Source organism: Aerosakkonema funiforme FACHB-1375 (assembly GCF_014696265.1).
GTDB classification, from domain to species: Bacteria; Cyanobacteriota; Cyanobacteriia; order Cyanobacteriales; family Aerosakkonemataceae; genus Aerosakkonema; species Aerosakkonema funiforme_A.
Window position 1 is genome coordinate 87,266 of the sequence record NZ_JACJPW010000008.1, and the last position, 24,181, is coordinate 111,446.

A 24,181-nucleotide genomic window follows, 5' to 3' on the forward strand; every position below is an offset into this window, starting at 1 on the left:
TCACAGCGGATTTAGTATTAGTGCGATCGCAAATTGTGGTAAACTACAGAAACTAAAATCTTGCACCAAGAGGCAGAGCCTCTATTCTCAGTAAAACTACTGTAAGTGCGGAGGAATTTATGGAACAACTAGCGCAACAAGGATGTGTACCTTGCATTGGTGGTGAATCTCCCATCGGCGCAGCGGAAATTGCACAAATAAAGCCGCAAATCCCCGATTGGAATATCGTGGAGGAAGAAGGGGAAGCGCGTCTGAAACGAGTTTACAAGTTTGCCGATTTTAAAACAGCTATAGCTTTCACTAATAGCGTGGGCGATGCAGCGGAAAAAGAAGGACATCACCCAGCTTTACTGACGGAATGGGGTAAAGTAACGGTAAGTTGGTGGACGCATTCGATTGGCGGTCTGCACAAAAATGATTTTATCATGGCAGCGAAAACGGATGCGATCGCAACTGAGTTTATCCAAAAGTAAAATCAAAAGTCACGCACTCCTCCCGCACTCCTCCCGCACTCCCATCTCCCACTGAATCGAATATGAGCAATCAATCCGAAACACCCATAGCTTTGTGCCGCACTCCCCTATTTGAACTAGCGGTAGAATTGAAAGCGCGGCTCACTCCCTTTGCCGGATGGGAAATGCCTGTACAATATACTGGCATTACGCAAGAACATCAGGCGGTGCGAACAAGTGCGGGCATCTTCGATATCTCCCACATGGGCAAGTTTACCGTCCGAGGGAGAGAACTGATTCAGAAATTTCAATATTTAGTACCTTCCGATTTAAGTCGCTTGCAACCCGGTCAAGCTCAATATACCGTACTGCCGAACATCCACGGCGGTATTTTAGATGATATTATTTTCTATTACCAAGGGTCGGATGATTCTGGCGAACAGTGGGGCGTAATTATTGTCAATGCTGCCACCAAAGCAAGAGATAAAGCTTGGTTGTTGGCAAACTTGGAATCGGCTAACGTTACTTTACAAGATCTCTCCAAAAATAAAGTTTTGCTCGCCGTGCAAGGGCCGCAAGCTGCTGCATACCTGCAACCATTTGTCAAGGAAAATCTTACGCCCATCAAAGCTTTCGGTCATTTGGAAGCAACAGTATTGGATAAACCCGCTTTTATTGCTCGGACTGGTTATACTGGCGAAGATGGATTTGAGGTGATGGTTGACCCAGAAGTAGGGGTACAACTGTGGCGCAGTTTGGTGGCGGCGGGTGTGGTTCCCTGCGGTTTGGGTGCTAGGGATACCCTGCGTTTGGAAGCGGCGATGGCACTTTACGGTCAGGATATCGATGAAAATACCACGCCTTTGGAAGCTGGGTTAGGTTGGCTGGTTCACCTGGATGCGAAAGGAGATTTTATCGGTCGTGCTGTTTTGGAACAACAAAAAGCAGTTGGAGTGCAGCGTCGTTTGGTTGGTTTGCAAATGGAAGGACGCAACATTGCACGTCACGGTTATCCAGTATTGCACAATGGGGAAAAAGTCGGTGAGGTGACGAGTGGCAGTTGGTCGCCTACACTGGAAAGTGCGATCGCGCTTGCCTATGTTCCCACAGAATTAGCTCAAGTCGGTCAGCCACTGCAAGTAGAAATTCGCGGTAAGACTTATCCAGCTGCTGTGGTGAAAAAGCCTTTCTATCGTTCTGCTGCTCGGATCGGTTAATTTAGCAAAACTAAAGCAAAATTCAGACGGCTGGGCCAAAAAATCCCAGATCGTTCCCTTTTGCGAATTGGCGATCGCAAATCAACAAATCCTCTTCCAGCTAAAATATCTGAAGAATCGCTACTTAAAAAATGTTAAAAATTAACTTATTGAGTCGCCCAGCATTACGCAGGCTTACAATGCTAGCTATCATCCTCAGTGCGATCGTCGGTTGGGTGTGGTTCGCGATGATTCGGATGCCGGGAATTAGTTATCGCGGACAACTGCCATCTCTAAATCAGCAAGAATTAAAATTACAAAAAGCCTTGCGTCAGGACGTGCAAAAGCTAGTTAGCGAACTGCAAGAACATAACTTTTCATCTTACAATAATTTGGTAGCTGCGGCTAATTTTTTAGAATCGAGTTTTACTAATGCCGGCTACAAAGTCAAACGTCAGCAATACCAGTTTGCTAACCGCAAGTACGATAACATTGAAGTAGAAATTCCCGGCACAAAAATACCAGATGAAATAGTTGTCATCGGCGCTCACTATGACTCTGTGCAGGATAGTCCCGGTGCAAACGATAACGGTACTGGTGCGGCGGCTGTATTGGAATTGGCGCGTGCGTTTGCTGGCAAAAAAACTGACCGGACTCTCCGTTTTGTGGAATTTGTGAATGAGGAACCGCCCTTTTTCCAAACTCCGGATATGGGAAGCTTAGTTTATGCCAAACGCAGTCAAAAAGCAGGCGAGAAAATTGTTGCTATGCTCAGCTTAGAAACAATGGGTTACTATTCCGATAAAGCGGGAACTCAAAAATATCCATTTCCTCTGAATTTGGTATATCCTTCCTCTGGAAACTTTATTGCATTTATCGGTAATATTAAATCTGGTGACTTGGTGAGAAAAGCGATCGCATCCTTTCGTCGCCATGTCGAATTTCCCTCCGAAGGCGCAGCTCTACCCGCGCAAATTCCCGGTGTCGGTTGGTCAGATCAGTGGTCTTTCTGGCAACAAGGCTATCCGGGAATCATGGTCACAGATACCGCTCCCTATCGCTATCCTTATTATCATACCGCACAGGATACACCGGATAAAATTGATTTCGAGAAATTGGCGCGGGTAGTCGCTGGTTTAGAAAGCGTTATTGCCGATTTGGCAATACTTGAGATTGACGAACCAGTTGAGCAAACTCGCGCAGAGTTTTAGTGTAGCGATCGCCTCCAAGCGAGATAAGATCTTCGTTATGATCCGCACCCTCTATCCATAAAAAACGCTTCGGTTCGTTCGCAGATTCAAAAAGTTGTTGTCCGTGGGAAACAGGAATTACCGAATCGCTCGTTCCATGTATAATTAAAACCGGACAGCGTACCTTTTTAATTTTATCGATATTCGCAAACTTATCAAAAGGTACGATCGGGATGCGCGTCACCACAAGAAACGCCTTAGTAAAAGCACTTTCCAAAATCAAACCCCCAACGGATTTGCGCGAAGCCAAATCCACCGAAGGGCCGCCACCTACAGACCGTCCGTAAACTATAATGTTTTGAGTTGAGATATTCAGCTTTCTTGTCAAATAATCGTAAGCCGTATCGATATCTTGATAAGCATTGCTTTCTGAAGGCGTACCCTGACTCGTACCGTAACCGCGATAATCGTAAGCAAATACAGAAAATCCCAATTCCCTTAATTCTCTCAGAATTGGCAACATATCCCCCAAATCTTCCGCATTGCCGTGACTGTACAAAATCGTGTAAGTAGCTTGAGAATTGGGTAGGTAAATAGCCGATATTTGCACGCCATCAGCAGCAGTCAGCTTCAGAATATCCTTAGTGTCTTGATAGCTGGATGCTTGCGGTTTAAAAATCATCCAATCCGTGAAAAAGTAGCCGTATATGCAAAGGGAAACATAAACAAAAATAATAGAACGTATCAGCCGTTTCAGCGAAAAGTCACCTATTAGTAAATGTTTGAGCTTTTGCTTATCCATTTTTAAATTTATTGGCTCTCCCGTTTTTGTGGCGATCGTAGAAACTTATCTAATCGTAGGGTGGGTTAGGCACAGGCAATAAATTTAGTAGTTTCGATCGATAATTTAGTTCCCGTGTTATAAACCACCATCTCACTCAACTGTAACATCAAAGAACATTTTTACCCATAAATCCGCCACAGCCAATTTATTTAATAAAGATATAAAATAATCGAGTTTCTCAACAAAAAATCTAGTTTTTGCAAGAAACCCGGTTTTTGAACCTCATCGAAAGATTTGTCCTCAACAAATCTATCTAGAAACTAAAGGTAGTCCGAACAACAGGCACATAAGTTGTTGGGTTAGTCTTAAAGCCTTCGGGATTAAAAATTACAAACACACCAGGAGTGATACTAACACGATCCGAGACTTTAAAATTGACATATCCCTCCAGCTGATAAGGGGTAGCCGTTTCAGGATTATATGCTCTGCCGCCAGCCGAATCGCGAGAGAGAGGACTACCAAAAATAATCCCCGCCGAGCCTCCCTTGGTAACTAAATCCTTGAAATGAACCCCAACTAACCAACTCATAAAATTAGTCGAGGCATCAACATCAGTGAGATTACTAAAAATGTAAGTAAATGAACCAGCGAGAGTAACAGATGGATTCAACTTAAAAGCAACAGAACTACCGAAAGTATCAAGTTGAATTCCTTGATTAGCAATTGCTACCAAACCTGACCCACCAGCATTCGCTAATTCATTTGCATTGGGTGCAAACAATATCGAGCCAATATCAGATGAACTTAGTCCCGTTCCCAAAATATTGATCTGGTGATAACTATGAGCGTAATTCAGACCAATATCGAGATTTTTGGATGGTTTAACTGTTAGTTGAGTTGCCGCCACATAACTGCCATTAAAAAGACCCGCTCCTAGAGGAGTACCGGGAAATCCTTCATTAGTGGGAAGATTTGCTTGCACCGAGCCATATAACCCTCGCAAGTCTAATTTGTTGGAAATATTCCAGATAAATCCGGCGGCTGATGCTAATCCAGTTTGTGAAGTACCTCCAGATACCCGTTGCGCTGCTGGTAGATTGCTGAAGCGAGAAATAGATCCTTGTCCTTCTCCCGCAAAAGGTAGAATTGATGGAAAAGCATCAGTTACTTCTGCATTAGTTCCTGCAAATAAGGTTAAGTTGTTTGCCACAGGAAAAATGTAGAGCAATTTATAAAGATGGACGCTGTTGTTGCCACCAGTAGTTTCAAGAGTGGAAGGATTAACTGTTGGGAATTGCGGTTCGTATGATAAGCGTACATTACTAGCATTCCCAAAAACTACATCGCCATAACCTAGTGTTCCAGCAAGGCTACCACCAGTTGTAAAAGAAGGAAATGCCGCACTCGGTCCCCCACCAAAATTGTAAGCCTGAAGTCCTGTAATCAGTAAATCTTTGCCGGAAAAACTGGTTAATAGGTTGAGTCGAACGCGATTGTTAAAAACGATATTTGCATCTTTGCCTGCCTGGGGTATTGCCCCCGTTCCATCATTGGTATTATTGATAAAATCTTGATTTCCACCTGGGTAAGCAGAATAGGCACTCGCTATGCTAAAAATTGCTTCTCCACTCAACTTAGTTGTAGTTGAAAATTGTTGTCTTTCTAACTTAGCGGTGCGAGTTTCCAGAACATCGACTCGCCCTCGGAGTTTTGTTAGTTCATCAGAAAAATCCTGCTGCAATTTTTCGATTGTAGCTAAGTCTTCTTTATCGATCGAGTCTGGTTTTGTCGCTGCCACCAACTCAGTTATCCTGTTTAAACAGGCATTTAAACCCGCTGCAAATTCATAACGGGTCAGGGCACGATTCCCGCGAAAAGTTCTGTCAGGATAGCCCTCAATGCAACCATAGCGTTCCACCAAAGACTGTAGTGCCTGAAATGCCCAATCGGTCGGGTTCACATCTGATAATTGCGAAACCGATGTAACTTGGCCAAGTGGAGCTTCGGATGAAGCTAATTGAGCCAAAGCAGGAAGAGAGTTGAGTGGAACAACACTAAGCGCTAGGAAAGGAAAAAAAATTTTTCTGATGCCTTGTAGATAGTAATTCACCTGCATTCCTCACACACAAAATCTAGTCATCGGTACAGTAATATTAAACCGGCGTTGCATATGATGCAATAACTAGAGATTTAAAAAAATTTATGATAATCATCAATTATTTTCTATTGATTTATTGCCATAGTAATCTCTCACGATGACAATATTATCGGCCATTATTTCTCTCTTCTGCACCTGGCTGGCATTATACATAAGCTTTGAGCGGTTTGAGCGGGAAAGGAGTAAGCTTGTTTGGGATGGGGCTGATTTTCACTAAAGGTTTTTGCCTGTCGGTACTATACCTTGACAAAAGAATTTGATTGTGCATACCTTTGAATAGCAGCGATAGTGCATCCGCACCGCTACGCGATCGCGATTTCTTATGAAACAAAATTAAACAAAATTACTCAAATAGTAATCCGCAGAAAAACCTGGAAGTGACGCTCCTTTAGATGTGGTAAGAAATAGCTCGAAAATCAAAGATGCAAGCCTGAAATCTGACTGCAATCAACAGCGATATCACCAGAAAAAGCTACCCAAATAGGTAATTGCCTTCGGGACGAATTGAATTAAGCAGCGTCAAAGATAGCTTTGTTTCCCTGACTCCAAACTTAACAGTGGGATATGAGAATGTCAGCAATTTTGGTGATATCCAACTTTCCGGCGGTGCGAGAGTAAATACTTCTGGTATTGGTGGCGGTAGTATCCGAGTGCAAGCAGGAAAAGTCATTTTACAAAGCGATATCACCGCTATTTCCCAACAGGACGCACCCCAATTGCAAGGTACTGTGGTCATCAATACGCCGGAACTTGACCCCGATGATGGATTATTTGACTTGCCAGAAAATACCGTCGATACTACCAAACTGATTGTTTCTGCTTGTACTCGCAGTCTCAGAGAAGGCAGCTCGTTCATCTTCATCGGTAGAGGTGGGATACCGCCAAGTCCAACAGATCCTCTCCCCGATGAAGCTGTTTGGATGGATTTAAGACCAACAGCCGCACACCCAGAAAATCGAGCAAAAAAACCTATTTCCCTTTACCAGTCCCCACCTACCAGCCCCGAAATTGTGGAAGCTTCTGGATGGATTATCGCCCCAGATGGCCAAGTTACCCTCACTGCTGCTGCACCCACCGTAACGCAGCCTTCCCTAAATCCCCGTTCGTGTGCAGTAATAGAGCTTGAGTAAGAGCGATCGCAGCCGAGAAAAGTAGTACACTAAAAAGCTGTTCGAGTCAGCTTTGAGCAGAAAAAAATCGATAAACCTGTATTAATAACCAGCGTGCAAATACTTAATCTGCTTGCGAAGCTACCTAAAACTGAATCTTTTTCTTGCATAGTGAGGAAGTGAAATGTCTCTAGAATATCCCGATGACCTGAAGTACCTCGACAGCCACGAGTATGTGCGACTGGATGGCGAGATTGCGACGATCGGTATCACCGCCTTTGCCGTCAAAGAACTGGGCGATATAGTATTTGTGGAATTCCCAGATATCGGCGAAGCAGTGACAAAGGGAGAACCTTTCGGAAATGTTGAGTCCGTCAAAGCAGTTGAAACGTTAAACTCCCCAGTCACGGGTACTGTTGTGGAACGCAACGACCCCTTGTTAGATGACCCGGAAGTTTTGGGGGATGACCCCTACGGCGAAGGTTGGTTAATTAAGGTTCGCGTCAATGACCCAGGTGAAGTAGACGATGCTATGACTGCTGATGACTATCGCGCACTGGTAGATGGCGATTAGGGATTTTAGGTAAAGTAGGGTGGGCAATGCCCACGATCGCAGAAGCGATTTGTTAACACCGATTTTACCAGACATTGCTCACCCTACTTTTCCTACCTTTCCGATCTGCTTAAGTTTTCAATTCTTGTTACAAAGTAATAAGGAGTCAATTCTAGAGAGGAAATTGTGGTGACTTATACCACTTATACGCAATCTGGCAGTCAGCAGCAATTAGGAGAAAACAAAATAGAGTCAAGTTCTTTTCTGTGGCGGCATATAGGGCTGACTCCCGATAAAATGGAGCAAATGCTCGCAGTATTGGGACTGCCGACCCTGGATGCTTTGATCGATCGCGCCGTACCGCCAGCAATCCGGCTGAAACAACCGCTACAATTACCAGCAGCCCGCAGCGAGTACGCCGCCTTAGCTGAATTAAAAGAAATCGCCTCGAAAAACCAGGTGTTTCGATCGCTCATCGGTATGGGCTATTACAATTGCATTACCCCGCCCGTCATTCAACGCAATATCCTCGAAAATCCCGGTTGGTACACCGCCTACACGCCCTATCAAGCCGAAATCGCCCAAGGACGACTCGAAGCGCTGCTGAATTTCCAGACAATGGTAATTGACTTGACCGGCTTAGAAATAGCCAACGCTTCTTTATTAGATGAAGCAACAGCAGCCGCAGAAGCCATGACCATGAGTTATGGTTTATCTAAAAATAAGGCAAAAGCTTTCTTTGTTTCTCAAGATTGCCATCCTCAAACCATTGAAGTTTTGCAAACCCGCGCCAAACCCCTAGACATTGAGATTATTATCGGAGAGCATCAAACATTTGCGTTCGATCGAGCAATTTTTGGCGCAATTTTGCAATACCCTGCCAGCGATGGCACAATCTACGATTATAGTGCTTTTATAGAAAAAGCTCATGCCGCCGGTGCATTAGTAACTGTAGCCGCAGATATCTTGAGTTTGACTCTCCTAAAACCACCCGGAGAATTTGGCGCAGATATCGCCGTTGGTAGCACCCAACGTTTTGGAGTTCCGCTGGGATTTGGTGGCCCCCACGCAGCTTATTTCGCTACAAAAGAAGAGTACAAACGACAAGTTCCGGGGCGAATTGTTGGCGTTTCCAAAGATGCTAACGGCAACCCAGCATTGCGTTTGGCTTTGCAAACCCGCGAACAGCATATCCGCCGGGAAAAAGCAACTAGCAATATCTGTACCGCTCAAGTTTTGCTGGCTGTCATCGCTTCTATGTATGCAGTTTATCACGGGTCGGCAGGAATTAAAAAAATTGCTGAAAATATTCACAAGCTCACAGTAATTCTGGCTGAAGGGCTGAAGGAATTAGGATACGGAATTGCTTCAAAACAGTTCTTTGATACCCTACGGGTGGAATTGGGAGAACGGGGATTAGAAGAAATTCTAGAAGCTGCAAAAAACAGGCGCATTAACTTGCGTGTATTGGATGAACATACTGTAGGAATTTCCCTAGACGAAACCACTACAGTCGAAGACATAATCGATATCTGGCAGATTTTTGCAGGTACGCAACAACTGCCATTTACGTTTTCAACTTTTTACCATTCTGAGCTTAAAGTTCACACTTCCCTTGTCCGCACTAGCAACTATCTCACTCATCCTGTATTCAACAGTTACCACTCCGAAACCGAACTTCTGCGTTATTTGCATCGATTGGAATCCAAAGATTTATCGCTAACTACATCGATGATTCCTTTGGGTTCTTGCACGATGAAGCTGAACGCAACAGCGGAAATGATCCCAGTAACTTGGCCGGAATTTGGCAATATTCATCCGTTTGCACCATCATCGCAAACGCGAGGTTATCAAGTTTTGTTCCAACAACTGGAAGCATGGTTAGCTGAAATTACTGGATTTGCCGGAATTTCTCTGCAACCGAATGCAGGATCGCAAGGCGAATATGCAGGTTTGCTGGTAATTCGTGAGTATCACGAAAGTCGGGGCGAAAGTCATCGCCATATTTGTTTGATTCCCGAATCGGCGCACGGAACAAATCCGGCTAGTGCGGTAATGTGCGGTTTTAAAGTCGTTGCCGTTGTTTGCGACAAACAGGGAAATATTGATGTAAATGACCTCAAAAATAAAGCCGAAAAATATAGCAAAGAACTAGCTGCTTTGATGGTGACATATCCATCAACTCATGGCGTTTTTGAGTCAGAAATTAAGGAAATCTGTGCGATCGTTCACGCCAACGGCGGACAAGTTTATATGGATGGGGCGAATATGAACGCCCAAGTGGGATTGTGCAGTCCGGGTGATATTGGCGCGGATGTTTGTCATTTGAATTTGCACAAAACTTTCTGCATTCCTCACGGTGGCGGTGGGCCAGGAATGGGGCCGATCGGTGTTGCCCAGCATTTAGTACCTTTCTTACCCGGTCATTCTGTTGTCCAAATTCGAGATGAAAATCCAAAATCCAAAATCCAAAATCCAAAATCGATCGGTGCTGTTTCTGCTGCGCCTTGGGGTAGCGCCAGCATCCTGGTGATTTCTTGGATGTATATTGCGATGATGGGTGGCGATGGTTTGACGGAAGCAACTAAGGTGGCAATTCTGAATGCTAATTATATTGCGCGTCGCTTGGAATCTTACTATCCAGTTTTGTATAAAGGAGAAGCTGGTTTTGTGGCGCACGAGTGCATTTTGGATTTGCGATCGCTCAAAAAATCCGCCAGTATCGAAGTAGAAGATATCGCCAAACGTTTGATGGATTACGGTTTCCATGCTCCTACTGTATCTTGGCCTGTGGCGGGTACGGTGATGGTGGAACCGACGGAAAGCGAATCTAAGGAAGAACTGGATCGTTTTTGCGATGCGATGATTAGTATTCGCCAGGAAGTTGCGGAAATCGAAAGCGGGAAGGCAGATTCTCACGATAACGTCCTGAAAAATGCACCCCACACGGCAGAAGTTTTGATTGCTGACGAATGGAATCATCCTTATTCTCGCACCCAAGCTGCTTACCCCGCACCTTGGACTCGCGAACATAAATTCTGGCCGGTGGTGGGACGGATCGATAATGCGTTTGGCGATCGCAATTTTGTCTGTGCTTGTTTGCCGATGGAGGCGTATTCGTAAGACCCTACCCCCAAACCCCCTCTCCGTAGACGGGGAGGGGGCTAAGAAAAGGGACGATATCGCGCACTTTACTTGATTATGATGATGTTTTATGCGATCGCACTCTCCCAGAGACAGTTAGTAGCGAATAGCTCACTTGTTAGGGCGAATGCAACAAAAAAGCGATCGCACAAGTCGATCGCTTTTCATCCCTCAGACCCCATCATTTTTATGGGGAAACTTATTTAATTCGATCTAAAAAACTAGCCACAATTTCCGACTAGCTGATGACATTCTGCTTCCAGCATCCGTAGCAGATCGCGATCGCCCCGGTTTTTCGCAACTTCCAGGCGATACTCTAGACGACGACGAATATTAGCGAGGTGAATTTCTTCCAAGTCATCTATAACTTTGTGGCCTCTACCACAACTTGGCACAACTCTAGCAGGAGTTTCTTCTGCTGATGGTGCGGCAAAGCAAGCTTCTGCGTTTGCGCGAGGATCTTTACAGTAGCTAGCGCCGCGATACTTTAACTGAGACTGAGGCGTTGGTTGCGGTACGGGAATATGTCTGGCATAGCGGTAGTTCCAAGCTTGACCCCGGTATTTGCCGCCAATTTCGCCTTCAGTCATTTCGACGGTAGGTAGATCGTTTTGGTAGATGGCACCGCGATAACTGAGTTGCATATAGTCGGCCTCCTAAAGAGTTATGTGAAACGGGGTTAAATAATGTGACTCCTTTGTGAATCACTGTTTATTAGAGTAACGCTCTGTAAGCTCAATTTGGTGTGATCCCCGACACAAATTAGGAAAAGTTTTGTAAATTTCTGTATTTTATGTTACCGTTTTCTAGAAAATTGCTCAAAAGTCAAAGGATGATGACAAAGTACATCCAGCTTGAGATAGGTGCCAGGGGTGGCAAAAGCGGGCGATCGCAGGAAATCTCCCTAAAGGGAGAGAGGAGGGGGAGTGAGAGAAATATTATATAAAATTTCTCTCGCTCTCCCGCGCTCCCAAAGTAGGCAGAATTAAAGGTAGGGTGGGCAGTGCCCACCAAAATGGCTCTAACCCTTGATATGAGGTAATGGTGGGCAGTGCCCACCCCACTACAAATTATCTTTGGTTTATTTACACCCACTTACTTAGCAGTACGCTAACAGTTGCGGAATAACCTATAAAATCCCTCCGTTGAATTTCCGCATTTGAATTTTTTTTTTAATAATTAATAGTTCGTGATTTTTCAGTTTTGATATAAATTAATAAAAAATTAATTATCAAATTATACATAGCTTAGTTAAATCTTTTATGTAAATCAAGATTACAGCTATACTTTGCTTGTCACAAAAAAGTTCCCAAATACCTGAAAAATAGTGATAATATAATAAAGTCGCTCATTATCTGAGTTTATGGTTAGCAGCTCGCAATCCTCATCCGTGAGATCGCTCATTGATGCCAACCAGCAGTTTGTTAAGGTTTATGGGGAAACTCTGCTGCTCGAAGCGATCGTCCAACTCAGTCAAATTAATCATCGCTTTGCTACATCAGATAATTCGACTAATTTAAATACTCCGATTTACTCTGGCAACAGTTGTATAGTAATTGTCGAAGATAATGAGCGATTAATTGGCATTATAACTGCACGCGATATTGTGAGGCTGATTGCACAAAAGAGGCAATTGGAAAACCTCACTGTTGCACAAGTGATGACTCAACATCCGCTCACTTGTAAAGTCGCAGATCTGGAAAATCCATTATTATTAATTCAGGTAATGCACCAACATAAGATTAGGCATTTACCTGTGATCGATGAGCAATACCAACCGATCGCAATTGTTACCCCTGCCACTATTGGAGATATCCTTCAAACTGCTGACCTGTTGAAGCTGCGTTTTGTCGAAGAAATCATGAGCCGACAAGTGATTTATGCCAGTCCCAAAATCTCTATTGTCAAACTTGCCGAACGCATGACTCGCCAACAAGTAAGCAGCATTGTTATTGTTAAAAAAACTCGCACCAACGCCATTTATCCCTTGGGTATTATTACCGAACAAGATCTTTTTCAATTGCAAGCTCTACAAGTGCCACTAAATGAACTGCGGGCGGAAAGAGTAATGAGTACACCTCTGTTTACAGTCAAACCAAAAGATTCTCTGGGGTCAGCACATCAAGAAATGCAGACTCGGCGGATTCGCCATTTAGGAGTTGTTAACCCGCAAGGCGAACTGGTGGGAATATTGACTCAAACGAGGATTTTACAAGCAATAAATCTGGCAGAAGTTCAGCAAGTTATTAATGCTCTACAATTGCAAGTACAAACTCTAAAAGCTGAGAATGTTCAACTTTTGAAAGTCATTGAACGTACCTCTGTTGAAGCAAAAGTGCTAGAACGTCAGGAAATTTTACGCAGTTTTTATGACTCTTCTTCCATGATGATGGGAGTAGTCGAACTTTTAGATAATGATATTTTGCACGTTTTTGATAATCAATTTGCTGCTAATTTTTTCGGCACAACGCCAGAAGCTTTAGCCAATAAAAAAGCCCGCGATCTAGGTATTACAGAAGCTGCTTTACAACAATGGATAACCCATTATCAACAAAGTCGAAAGCTAGGAAAACCTGTCCGGTTTGAATACCAACACATCACTGTAGAAAAAGCTTACTGGTTACTGGCAATTGTCAGCTACATTGGTATTGCAGAGAGCGGTCGTCCCCGCTTCTCTTATATTGTTGAAGATATAACCGAATATAGACAAATTCAAGCTAAATCTACTCATTTATCATATTTATTAGATTCTAGTTTTAATGAAATTTATGTTTTTGATGCAGAAACATTGAAGTTTGATTATGTCAATCAAGGGGCGCTGAATAACTTAGGTTATACTCCGGAAGAACTGCGACAAAAAACCCCGGTCGATCTTAAAGGAATAACAGTAGAGCAGTTTCAACAAATTATTCATCCCCTAGTTAGTAAACAACAAGATAAAATTACTTTTCAAACCGTTCACATTCGAGCCAATGGAACTCAATACCCAGTAGAGGTACATTTACAACTAAGTGAATATCTGGGGAAACAAGTTTTTCTAGCTATTATTCTCGATATCAGCGATCGCAAACGCACAGAAAATGCCCTAAAAGTTGCCCAAGCTCGGTTTTTCGGTATTCTCGATATTGCCAACGATGCGATTATTTCGGTTGATTCCCAACAACGGATTATTATCTTTAATCAAGGAGCAGAAAAAACCTTTGGCTACACTGCACAGGAGATGATCGGGCAACCTTTATGGCGACTGTTACCGGAACGATTTGCGTCCGCCCATCATCATCATGTTACTTCCTTTGCTGATTCTAATGGGAAAGCCCGACGGATGGGAGAGCGAGGAGAAATTTGGGGAAGACGCAAAAATGGCGAGGAGTTTCCCGCAGAAGCATCAATTTCTAAACTCACCCTCGACGGTGAAACAATTTTTACGACAATTTTGCGAGATGTAACCCAACGTAAACGAGATGAAGTTGCACTTTCACAATTAGCGGCGATCGTTAATTCATCTGAAGATGCCATTATTAGTAAAACGCTTGATGGGATCGTCACCAGTTGGAATGCTGCCGCAGAAAAGCTGTTTGGTTATACCGCGTCAGAAATTATTGGTTCTCACATTTCCAAAATTATCCCTGTAAGCTCACGCCTTGAAGCTGAAAATATTTTAGATAAAATTCGCCAAGGTCAATCCGTACCAACGTATGAAACAATCAGGCAGCATCGGGATGGTTCCTTAATCAATGTAGCTCTGACCGTTTCTCCGATTCGCGATCGAACCGATCGCATTGTGGGTGCTTCTAAAATTGTGCGCGATATTAGCGAACAGCAAGCTGCGCTGCGCGATCGCAAAGAAGCGGAACTCGCCCTCAAAGAAAGTGAAGAACGCTACCGCGTCCTCGTTTCTCATGCCCCAGTGGGTATTTTTCAGACCGATGGGGAGGGAAAATGTGTCTATGTGAATCCACGCTGGACGGAAATGACCGGACTTTCGCTCTCAGAAGCGTTGGGAGAAGGTTGGGTGCAAGCGCTACACCCGGATGACCGAGAGCAGATTTTTGCCGAGTGGGTGCAAGCAACCGAAGAAAAACGACTGTTCAATCTAGAATATCGCTTCCGTAAACCAGAGGGAGTAGAAGTTTGGGTTTCTGGACAGGCGATCGCAGTGCGCGATGAAACAGGCGCGATTAAGGGCTACTTCGGCACTGTAATGGATATTACGGCTCGCAAGCAAGCTGAAGAAAAACTGCGCCAAAGTCAAATTAATCTTGCCGAAGCCCAACGCATTGCCCATCTGGGCAGTTGGCAACTTGATTTAAGAACTCAACAAAGAAGTTGGTCTGATGAAACCTTCCGCATTTTTGGCTTAGATCCCAACGGCGCTGCACCCACTCAAGCAGCTTTTTTACAAATGGTTCATCCTGACGATCGTCAGCAAATTCAAGATTGGCTTCAACAAGCGATCGATCGGAAAACTCCCTTGTTCGGAGAGTACCGAATTATTCGCCCCGATGCTACAATCCGTCATTTAGAAACGCGGGCAGAGGTGATTTTAGACGATCGGGGCGAAACAATTAAGCTCATGGGGTCAATTTTAGACATTACTGAGCGCAAACAGACAGAAGCCACTAAACAAGCTTTACTAGATGCCTTACCTGACTTTATGGTGCGAATGAGTTGGGATGGAATGCTGCTAGAAGTCCTTAATAAAGGTGCAATTCATATCATCCAACCTCAAAAAAACATCCCCAACACATTCGTTACAGAGATTATGCCCCTTGAGATTGCCCGAGAAAGAATTCAATTAGCCCAACAAGCGCTGGCAACTCATCGGGTACAAACCCAAGAATATCATTTTGTAGTGGATGGAAAAACGATTTATGAAGAAGCCCGCATTGCTCCGTTAGATAACGATGAAGTGTTGGTGCTAGTGCGCGATATTACCGAACGTTACCATGCGGAACAAGCCCTCCGAGAAAGCGAGGAAAAATTCAGGCAATTAACAGAAAATATTCATCAAGTCTTTTTTATTTTATCGGCTCGGGGAGAAATGCTCTATATCTCGCGAGCATACGAACAGATTTGGCAAAGAAGTTGTGAGAGTTTGTACAAAGATCCTCGCTCTTGGTTAGAGTCTGTTTATGCAGACGATCGACCTGCAATGGCAAATGCTCTCAAGCATCAGATTGAGGATGGAACCACTTTTGAAGAAACCTATCGCATTGTTCGCCCCGATGGTAGTATTCGCTGGGTAACGGCGCGATCGTTCCCCTTGCGAGATGAAGCCGGAAAAGTAGTGCGGTTTACGGGTATTGCTGAAGATGTAACGCAACAAAAAGAATCAGAAGAAGCGATCGAGCGTCAGTTACGAAAAACATTGTTATTGCAGCATATTACCGATCAAATCCGTCAAAGTTTAGATACAGAGCAGATATTCCAGGTAGCGGCGCAGCAGATTGGCGAAGCTTTTCAGGTCGATCGCTGTCTGATCCATTTTTACCAAACCAATCCAGTCCCAGCTATACCAGTAGTCAGTGAATATCTGATTGGAAATCATCGTTCCCTGAAGCATTTAGAAGTCCCGATCGTCGGGAATATTCATATGCAAAAATTACTCACTCAAGAACAAGCGATCGCCTCTGATGATGTCTATACCGATCCTCTGTTGCAGGATATGGCTCCAATATGTGAGCAAATTAGCTTAAAATCAATGTTAGCAGTCGCTACGTTTTATCAAGGCAAACCTAATGGGGTAATTGGCTTGCATCAGTGTATTAATGACCCTTCTTGCCCAGAAAATGACCTGCGCCACTGGCAACAAGATGAAATCGAATTAATTCAAGCGGTGGCGGCTCAGTTAGGAATTGCGATCGCTCAAGCATCTTTACTTCAACAAGAAATCCAACGGCGAGAAGAATTAACACTCAAAAACTTGGCTTTAGAAAAAGCCAGAAAAGAAGCCGAACAAGCTAACCAGGCAAAAAGTGAATTTTTGGCGAATATGAGCCACGAAATTCGCACGCCGATGAATGCTGTTTTGGGTTTTAGCGATTTATTAAGAGGTATGATTACTGAGGAGCGGGCTAAGAGATATTTAGAAGCGATCGCATCAAGTGGTAAAACTCTCCTAGCTTTAATTAATGATATTCTCGATCTTTCAAAAATTGAGGCGGGCAAGCTCCAAATTCACTATGAAGTTGTCGATATTTATTCATTAATTCAAGATATCCGCCAAATTTTTATTCAAAAAGCTGAAGAAAAAGGCTTATGGCTAGAAATTGAGATTGATGGCAATTTTCCTCGTTTTCTGCTTCTGGATGAAGTCCGCCTGCGGCAAATTTTGTTTAATGTGGTCGGCAATGCTCTCAAATTTACCCATTCAGGAGGAATTACAATTTCAGTACAACAATATTCATGTACTCAAACTCCAAAAGGACATATTAGCCTTCAGATTACTATTAGCGATACAGGAATTGGGATTGCACCAGAAGATCGAAAACTTATTTTTGAAGCATTTACTCAAAGTCAAGGCCAAAGTAACCGTAAATATGGAGGTACTGGATTAGGACTAGCCATTACTCAACGACTTACTGAAATAATGCAAGGTTCCATTGAGTTACACAGCGAATTAGGCCAAGGTAGTTCCTTCATATTTTATTTCCCTAAAGTTGCGATCGCCGAGCAGTCTGTAAACTATCTTAGCGTCAAAGAATTAGATGAAAACTTGAATCAATTTGCACCTGCAACCATTTTAGTTGTGGACGATGTTAAATCCAATCGTGACTTAATAGCAGGTTACTTTATGGAAACGGCTCACAATCTTTTATTTGCTAAAGATGGACAAGAAGCCGTGCCAATTGCCCAAAACTCTCGCATAGACTGCATTTTACTCGATTTGCGAATGCCTAATATGGATGGACGAGAAGTAGCTAATATTCTCAAACAGGATGAACAAACTCAGACAATACCGATTATCATTTTAACGGCTTCATCCAATCAAATAGAAGAAAGGGAATTACAGGGGCTTTGCGAAGGTTTTTTACGCAAGCCAGTCAGTCGGACACAGATTGTGGCAGAACTTAAGAAAGTATTGAGAGTTACAGCTTCTCAGCGCGAATCCTTAGTAGATTCTACCAATTCGGAAACGTTGCAGAAGGCTAATGTAAATTTATGCTCAAATTCAACTTTAAACCCTGTGCAATTCTCAGACTTATTGGTTAAGCTGCGCCAAGAAACTGACACTACATGGGTGCGGCTACGGAAAACCTTAGTTACTAAAGAACTCAAACAGTTTATAGAACGGCTAACGCAATGGGGTAAAGAGCATCAATGTCAAGTCTTGTTGGATTATGCACAAACTTTAAGGTCTCAGATAGATAACTTTAATTGGGATATAATTCCCCAAACTGTGGAAAGCTTTGCAGAAATTCGTACCTCTCTAGAAAACAGTTATGAGGAATTAGGGGATGGACAAGCAGATAATTAATCCAAAAGGAGACGGATACGATTTAGCTACACAGGAGGATGAAAATAAAAAGCCGCACCTAAAATTATGTAAGTTGCTAATAGCAATCCTCCCTCCAACCAGTTAGAACGTCCGTCCAAACTGATCAGATTGGCGACTAACACCGCAATGATTACAGCTACTACTTCAAAAGGATTGAAATTTAAATCCATCGGTTGACCGATCGCCACTCCTACTATAACTAAAATTGGAGCGACCAACAGCGCAACTAACAAGCTGGAACCCATCGCCACGGAAACCGATAAATCCATATTGTTTTTGATTGCTACGCCTACTGCAGTTACGTATTCTGCTGCGCCGCCGACTAATGGTAAAAGCACCACACCTGTAAAAAGTGGGGTCAAACCCAAACTTTTTGTTGTTTCTTCCACCACTCCGACGAAAATCTCTGACTCAAAAGCCACTGCAATAGTAGATACCAACAACACACCTATCCACAACCAGAGATTGGGTTTGTGACTTGATTCAGTGTCAGCATCTTTTCCTTCTCCTGATTCCAAATCTACTATTCCCACATCGTAAAGATAGCTGTGAGTCTTCAATGAAAAAAGCAGGGTTAAAGCATAAACTACGATTAACACTACTGCTGCTGTGAGGGAAAGATTGCGAATCGAACTTTCTGCAACTCCATTTGAGGTGTAAACTACGGTGGTTGGCAAAACAATTGCAATCACTGCTAAAGTCATGGTGGAACCGTTCACCCGTGCTACCACAGGCTGAAATTCTTGTTCCTTGTAGCGCAAACCTCCCAAAAACATGGAAAGTCCCATAACTAGGAGTAAGTTGCTGATAATGGTTCCGGTGATACTTGCTTTAACAATATCGACCAATCCCTCTTTCAGTGCGACTAAGGCAATAATCAATTCTGTCGCATTACCAAATACTGCATTTAACAAACCGCCGATAGATGGCCCAGCAACGATCGCAACTTCTTCTGTAGCCGTGCTTAACCATACTGCTAGGGGTACAATGGCTAAAGCTGATGTAATAAATACTGTCAGCGAACCCCAGTGTAAATATTCAGCCGCAATGGAAATAGGGACGAAAATTAACAGGAGGTAAGAAATTATTTTCTTGATTCCCATAAGAAGTTTTGGTGTTTATCTAAGTATGATATCGATCGTACCATTTCAGATGAAAAATTACATATTTTAATCGCTCATAACGAATTTTTTTCATTTACTTTACCGTCCGCTTTAGGCTCGCCCTTTAATTGTGAAAAAACTCGATAATCTTCCCATTCAACCATTGTCCCATCTGCGCGATCGTTATTTATTTTAACCAAGTTGTATTCTACGTCTTCTGCATAAATAGTAAAGGTCACATTGAAAATTTCCACAAAATTAATTACCCACTGGCAGTCCTCTTCCGGGAACTGTTCATAGTAGCGAATCAAATCTGCAATACAGGCTTCTAAATGAAGGCGGGACGGCTTGCAAATTAAAACTATTTTGAGGAGCAAAATTACTAAAATTAGCGGAGTCTTTTGAAAAATTAATACGAGGAATAGCTCTGAAGGTAACTGATGGTTTTCCGTTGTGAGATACTCAATTAAGTGTTGACAAGTTTTTTGTAAAAGTAAATTATTAATTTCTTCGTTATCGTGATTTTCGTAAAGTGAGTTTAATTTATCACTCAACTTGGCACTGATAACCATTGCCAAGTCTTTATCATTTAAACAAAAAATAAGATATTTTACCAAGCTAATTTTGAATTCTTTGTACGTTATATATTGAGTTTGTTGGGTAAAGATATTGGCTAAATTGACATAATTAAACTGGCCTCTTCGCGCTACAAGCATCTTAATTACGTTTAGTACTTCATCGCCCAAACCTGTTGGATTCTTTGGCATTGTGTTTTCTTTTTCCACAGAGTTAGCACGAGCTGTGTACATAGCCAGATCTAGTTTGAACTTATCTTTTAGTTGTTTGGCTAGTGTTTTGGCAGCTTTTCGTTGTTCAACAGGATTGGTGCGATCGATATATTGAGGAACTAACAAATAAGATGTATAGCGGTAACTCCAATGACCTTTTTCTCCCTCTTCATGTTTTAAAGAAAAAATTTTTAGTTCTTCGTAATCCTTGCTAGTTATAAAATTTTTTAGCCACTTTCTCAGCCTACTTAAATTAACAGAAGTAGTTCTTTGGCTAATGACAGAATCGGAAAATATATCAATTAATTCGCGAATGGCTTGATGCTGCCTTGCCACCTCCCAGTTGTTAACTAAAATGTAACAGCATCGCTTGAGCGTATTTCTAAATACTTCCTCATTATTAGCAGCAACAATTTCGTGAATAGCTCGTGTTGGAGTTGAATTCATACAATCGGCAAGATTAATAAATAAATCTTTAAATATAGCCAAAACAAAAGAAGGGTGTTTTCTTTTAACAATATCTAATAGTAAAGTGTAAATTGTTTTTTGCGATTCATTAACAAGAAGACGAGCTTTGGTATTTAACTCAACAGGCAGTTCACTTTGCGAATCATCTGGTAGCACACCCATAATTATCTCTGACTCTTTGTACCACATTACAGTCATAGCATTTTTATCTCCTCAAACATAAGGTGGGTTTCCATTAGGTAGGATTGTAACCCCTACTCAATGAAAACGCCACCTAATATATTGCGTTTATAAATTTACTCAATTAGCAAAGCAACACTCGCGAAAAGCATTAATTTTTATGCAATGATTCAATGCTTGCCGCACAATTTTGTAGTGGAGGGGTGATGCCACTATTGTAGAGATTAAATTTGGCTAGATGAAGTATGGCGCTGCGGTAGCGGATACTCGCACTGTAATCGCCTGTTACTTCAGAACGAGAAACATTACTAATTTTTTCTCGACTAATTTTCAAGTAGCCTTGTCCTGGGCCATCTTTCATCTCTACTCCTTTAGGTTGCGGCGGTTCGGGGAGTCCCCATACTTTTTCCATCGCTTCACCTGTGACGGTATTGTGATTCACTTTACCTTCAATACAGATGCTGGACTCGGTGTAAGGGTAGAAATAGTAACCGACTACACGATCGCCATCTTTACGAAACCAGAAACACGGACTTGTTTGCAATCCATCTGAAGAGGTATTTTGGCTGCAAAAGCTGTAATTACCATTTGGCAAAGTTTCAATGGTATAATGGGCAGTCGCGGCATCACCTGTTCCGCGTGCAGATAAGGCGGGTAAGGCACTACCTGCAAGTACTGCCGAGATTACAGAGGTAGCAATGATTTTTTGTCCCGTTTTCATTGAACCGCTCCTAAATAAGCAATTTTTTAAATGCTGTTTGCGAATTATTAAACAACTGCTGCGTTACTTAATTAACTAAGGTAAAAAAAAAGAGCGATCGCCAAATCGCTCAAAAGAAATACTTCCCTATCTACTAAAAATCAGATATTTACGACCAAGCTATTAGACATTTCCTCCACAAGAATCTCAAAGGGCAGTCAGGATGCCTACCCCACAAGCATTTTTGGAGAAGTCTATTGTATTTAACATTTGTGTGATGTCGCTGCTAGCAACTGATTGGCAAATTCGATATTATGACGTACCGATTCAGCCGAGATATGGAGGGCGGTAGTTTCGGAATCCGTAAGGTTGAGTTCCAAAATACTTTCTATGCCCCGGCATCCCAAACGACAGGGAACGCCAATAAAAACATCCTTCAAACCGTATTCGCCTTGCAGATATGCCGCAGCTGGTACTAACCGCGATTGATTGAATAGGATAGATTCCACCATTTCGCAGGTAGAAGAAGCTGGCGCAAAATAAGCACCGCCAGTACGCATGAGTTCTACAATTTCTCCCCCACCGTTACGAGTTCGCTCTATCAATCTGTCAATAGTTGCGGCATCTAACAGTTCTGTAATCGGAATGCCGCTGACAGTAGAATAGCGGGGTAAGGGCACCATTAACTCGCCGTGACTGCCCAGCACCATCCCTTTGACATCTACTATGGAGACACCTAATTCCATAGCAATAAAAGTTTGAAAGCGGGCTGAGTCCAAAATACCAGCCATACCCATAACGCGGTGGGGAGGCAAACCGCTCGCCTGCCAAGTTAGATAGGTCATGACATCGAGCGGGTTGGTGATAACGATAAAGATAGCATCTGGGGAATAAGCGATCGCCTGCTTAGTCGCTTCCAGCACGATTTTGGCATTCGTCTTCATCAACTCGTCGCGACTCATACCCGGCTGGCGGGGTTTCCCGGCACTAATCACCACGATATCGGAATTTGCGGTATCGGCGTAATCATTTGTACCGATAATCTGACAGTCGTGGTGTTCTAATCCTCGTGCTTGCGTTAAATCCAGTGCAATTGCTTGCGGCATCCCCTCGACTACATCCAGCAACACTACATCGGCAATATTTCTTTCCGCAATGCGCTGAGCGAGGGTACTACCTACTTTACCCGCACCGACGATCGCAACGCGAGTCGGATTGCACAATGGCGGGATGTATGAGGTGTAGTTCATTTTAGTGCTTCTAGCTGATCGACGCGCAGCCAGATATTCGGGGTTGGCACTTTGCCAAACTTCACCAGCGCATAATCCCCTCGCAAGTCCACAACTTCGCCTTTGCTATCAAACAAATAAGGCGGGAAACGGGTATCGCTAGCCTTAGCTTCTAGGCTGTTTTCCAATTTTTCCCGAACTGCGTGTACCAAATCCCCTTTTTTTATGGCCATAGCTTGCTCCTTTGGAATTTTTTAATGTCTTAATTCCAAGTTATCAACTACTGGTAGCCGTTGTCACTAAATTACACGCCCTAACCTATAAGAATTTTAGATTTTGGATTTTAGATTTTGGATTTTCCTTAGTCCAGCACCCGCTATCGATAAGCTTTTTCTTTTGAATGATTGACTTTTGACTTTTGACTTTTCTAGCTTCTTATTTCTGACATTGGGGGCAAAAATGAGACGATCGCCCCGCCAATTTTATGCGTTCCAAGCTAGTTCCGCAGAGGCGACAAGGTTCGCCAGCGCGTTTGTAAACCCAGGCGACACCGCCGTAGTTACCGTTAATGCCCTGTACATTGAGAAAATTGCTAAAAGTCGTTCCGCCAGCTTCGATCGCAGTTTGCAAAACCCGAACGATCGCATCGTGCAAGCGCTCTATCCCATCTCTTTTCAACTCCGAACACAGCGTCGTCGGATGCACTTTACTCAAAAAAAGAACTTCATCGGCATAAATATTGCCCAGTCCCGCGACCAACTCCTGATCCAGCAGCGCGGTTTTGATCGGACGGCGACTGTTTTGCAGTTGTTTGGCGAAGTAGTCGATCGAAAACTCTGCGGAAAACGGGTCTGGCCCTAATTTTTTCAGTCCCGAAATCACATCTTCCGGCAAAGATGTTGGCGGTACCCACCACATCTGACCAAAAGTGCGCTGGTCAACAAACCGCAGCTCGCGAGATTCCGCGAAAAACAATCGTACCCGCGTATGTTTCTGTAACGGTTCATCCCGATGCAGCCACAGCAGCTGACCGGTCATCCGCAGGTGAACTCCCAACCAGCCGGCTGGAATGGTATTTGAAGACTGAGGTAGTGTTGACTTTTCAGTTAAAAAATGCTTCTGCCCCTCTGTTACGAGTTCTGCCAGCAAATACTTGCCGCGTCTGTGCCACTGGAGAATTTTGACCCCGGAGAGAGAGGAGAGAAAATCGGCAACAGAAAAGGGGTGGGCAACTGTGCGGGGTAGCAACACATCCCCACCCTCGATTGGGCAATTTAGGGTCACGCGATCGAGACCCCGTTTTACTGTTTCTACTTCAGGCAGTTCTGGCACAAGTTAACCTATGTGAGTTCCCTAATGGCCAGAGTTTTATGCAGACTTTGTTTTAGCTCCTCCCTTCGGGCCAGAAACCTCTACCAGTTCATCGGGGCTGAAGTTATTGGTGTTAACTCCCGCGTAGTTGACCTTATCGAAGCGAACGATCACTGGGTATTTGATGCCGCTTTGGTCAACAGAAGCAACAGTGCCTACATCCTGGAACCAGTAGGACTCTTTGCGGAGAATTCTGACCGTCGAACCACGTTGAATTGCCATGATTGCTTTCCCTTTGGAGATTATTTCTACCGATTG

Annotated in this window: 19 protein-coding genes; 8 read left to right on the top strand and 11 right to left on the bottom strand. The window is 43.4% G+C overall.

Annotated elements, in window-relative coordinates; translation table 11 throughout:
• The first annotated feature begins 119 nt into the window (after window positions 1–119).
• From H6G03_RS04835 to H6G03_RS04845, 3 genes are all read left to right on the top strand, one after another.
• Complete coding sequence (locus H6G03_RS04835; RefSeq protein ID WP_190462623.1) at window positions 120–473, top strand: 4a-hydroxytetrahydrobiopterin dehydratase; 354 nt, start codon at window positions 120–122, stop codon at window positions 471–473.
• 62 nt (window positions 474–535) lie between these two features.
• Window positions 536–1,669 (top strand): glycine cleavage system aminomethyltransferase GcvT, encoded by a 1,134-nt coding sequence (gcvT, locus tag H6G03_RS04840; protein WP_190462625.1) that lies wholly within the window; start codon window positions 536–538, stop codon window positions 1,667–1,669.
• 179 nt (window positions 1,670–1,848) lie between these two features.
• The gene (locus H6G03_RS04845; RefSeq protein ID WP_242060298.1) at window positions 1,849–2,859 is read left to right on the top strand and encodes a M28 family peptidase; all 1,011 of its coding nucleotides are present in this window, start codon (window positions 1,849–1,851) and stop codon (window positions 2,857–2,859) included.
• Here H6G03_RS04845 and H6G03_RS04850 read toward each other — a convergent pair.
• The 3 genes from H6G03_RS04850 to H6G03_RS04860 form a co-directional block, all read right to left on the bottom strand.
• Window positions 2,795–3,640, bottom strand: a complete 846-nt coding sequence (locus H6G03_RS04850) for an alpha/beta hydrolase (protein ID WP_190462629.1) — start codon at window positions 3,638–3,640, stop codon at window positions 2,795–2,797. The two genes, H6G03_RS04845 and H6G03_RS04850, sit on opposite strands and share 65 nt — an antisense overlap.
• Before the next feature lie 295 nt (window positions 3,641–3,935).
• Window positions 3,936–5,732, bottom strand: coding sequence for an iron uptake porin (locus H6G03_RS04855; protein WP_322111850.1), 1,797 nt, complete (start codon window positions 5,730–5,732; stop codon window positions 3,936–3,938).
• Window positions 5,733–5,925: 193 nt separating this feature from the next.
• Complete coding sequence (locus H6G03_RS04860; protein ID WP_190462632.1) at window positions 5,926–6,111, bottom strand: hypothetical protein; 186 nt, start codon at window positions 6,109–6,111, stop codon at window positions 5,926–5,928.
• A 157-nt stretch (window positions 6,112–6,268) separates the two neighbouring features.
• Here H6G03_RS04860 and H6G03_RS04865 point away from each other — a divergent pair, with 157 nt between their 5' ends.
• The 4 genes from H6G03_RS04865 (at window position 6,269) to H6G03_RS04880 (ending at window position 10,793) form a co-directional block, all read left to right on the top strand.
• Window positions 6,269–6,910 (top strand): S-layer family protein, encoded by a 642-nt coding sequence (locus tag H6G03_RS04865; RefSeq protein WP_190462633.1) that lies wholly within the window; start codon window positions 6,269–6,271, stop codon window positions 6,908–6,910.
• A gap of 163 nt (window positions 6,911–7,073) precedes the next feature.
• Window positions 7,074–7,463 (top strand): glycine cleavage system protein GcvH, encoded by a 390-nt coding sequence (gcvH, locus tag H6G03_RS04870; RefSeq protein ID WP_190462635.1) that lies wholly within the window; start codon window positions 7,074–7,076, stop codon window positions 7,461–7,463.
• 165 nt (window positions 7,464–7,628) lie between these two features.
• Complete coding sequence (gene gcvP / locus H6G03_RS04875; RefSeq protein ID WP_190462638.1) at window positions 7,629–10,565, top strand: aminomethyl-transferring glycine dehydrogenase; 2,937 nt, start codon at window positions 7,629–7,631, stop codon at window positions 10,563–10,565.
• A gap of 78 nt (window positions 10,566–10,643) precedes the next feature.
• Window positions 10,644–10,793 carry a hypothetical protein gene (locus tag H6G03_RS04880; protein ID WP_190462640.1) on the top strand — a complete coding sequence of 50 codons (150 nt, stop codon included), beginning with the start codon at window positions 10,644–10,646 and terminating at the stop codon, window positions 10,791–10,793.
• 14 nt (window positions 10,794–10,807) lie between these two features.
• Here the strand turns inward: H6G03_RS04880 and pirA are convergent, their stop codons facing one another.
• Window positions 10,808–11,230 (bottom strand): arginine synthesis PII-interacting regulator PirA, encoded by a 423-nt coding sequence (pirA, locus tag H6G03_RS04885; RefSeq protein WP_190462642.1) that lies wholly within the window; start codon window positions 11,228–11,230, stop codon window positions 10,808–10,810.
• A gap of 746 nt (window positions 11,231–11,976) precedes the next feature.
• Between pirA and H6G03_RS04890 the strand changes: the two genes are divergently transcribed.
• Entirely contained in the window at window positions 11,977–18,063 is a 6,087-nt protein-coding gene (locus H6G03_RS04890) for a PAS domain S-box protein (protein WP_190462644.1), read from the top strand.
• 26 nt (window positions 18,064–18,089) lie between these two features.
• Here H6G03_RS04890 and cax read toward each other — a convergent pair whose 3' ends face one another.
• The 7 genes from cax to H6G03_RS04925 form a co-directional block, all read right to left on the bottom strand.
• A complete protein-coding gene (gene cax, locus H6G03_RS04895) occupies window positions 18,090–19,187 on the bottom strand; it encodes a calcium/proton exchanger (RefSeq protein ID WP_190462646.1) in 1,098 nt (365 codons plus the stop codon).
• Between the two features lie 74 nt (window positions 19,188–19,261).
• On the bottom strand, window positions 19,262–20,641 hold the full coding sequence (locus tag H6G03_RS04900) for a hypothetical protein (protein WP_190462649.1): 1,380 nt from the start codon (window positions 20,639–20,641) through the stop codon (window positions 19,262–19,264).
• A 133-nt stretch (window positions 20,642–20,774) separates the two neighbouring features.
• Complete coding sequence (locus H6G03_RS04905; RefSeq protein ID WP_190462650.1) at window positions 20,775–21,344, bottom strand: hypothetical protein; 570 nt, start codon at window positions 21,342–21,344, stop codon at window positions 20,775–20,777.
• Window positions 21,345–21,586: 242 nt separating this feature from the next.
• Window positions 21,587–22,573, bottom strand: a complete 987-nt coding sequence (gene mdh, locus H6G03_RS04910; protein WP_190462652.1) for a malate dehydrogenase — start codon at window positions 22,571–22,573, stop codon at window positions 21,587–21,589.
• Complete coding sequence (ndhO, locus tag H6G03_RS04915) at window positions 22,570–22,785, bottom strand: NAD(P)H-quinone oxidoreductase subunit O (RefSeq protein WP_190462654.1); 216 nt, start codon at window positions 22,783–22,785, stop codon at window positions 22,570–22,572. Before ndhO ends, mdh begins: the two co-directional genes overlap by 4 nt.
• A 202-nt stretch (window positions 22,786–22,987) precedes the next feature.
• Window positions 22,988–23,884: a DNA-formamidopyrimidine glycosylase gene (locus H6G03_RS04920; RefSeq protein WP_190462656.1), complete on the bottom strand. Its 897-nt coding sequence runs from the start codon at window positions 23,882–23,884 to the stop codon at window positions 22,988–22,990.
• A gap of 36 nt (window positions 23,885–23,920) precedes the next feature.
• Window positions 23,921–24,145: a photosystem I reaction center subunit IV gene (locus tag H6G03_RS04925; RefSeq protein ID WP_190462658.1), complete on the bottom strand. Its 225-nt coding sequence runs from the start codon at window positions 24,143–24,145 to the stop codon at window positions 23,921–23,923.
• Window positions 24,146–24,181 lie beyond the last annotated feature (36 nt).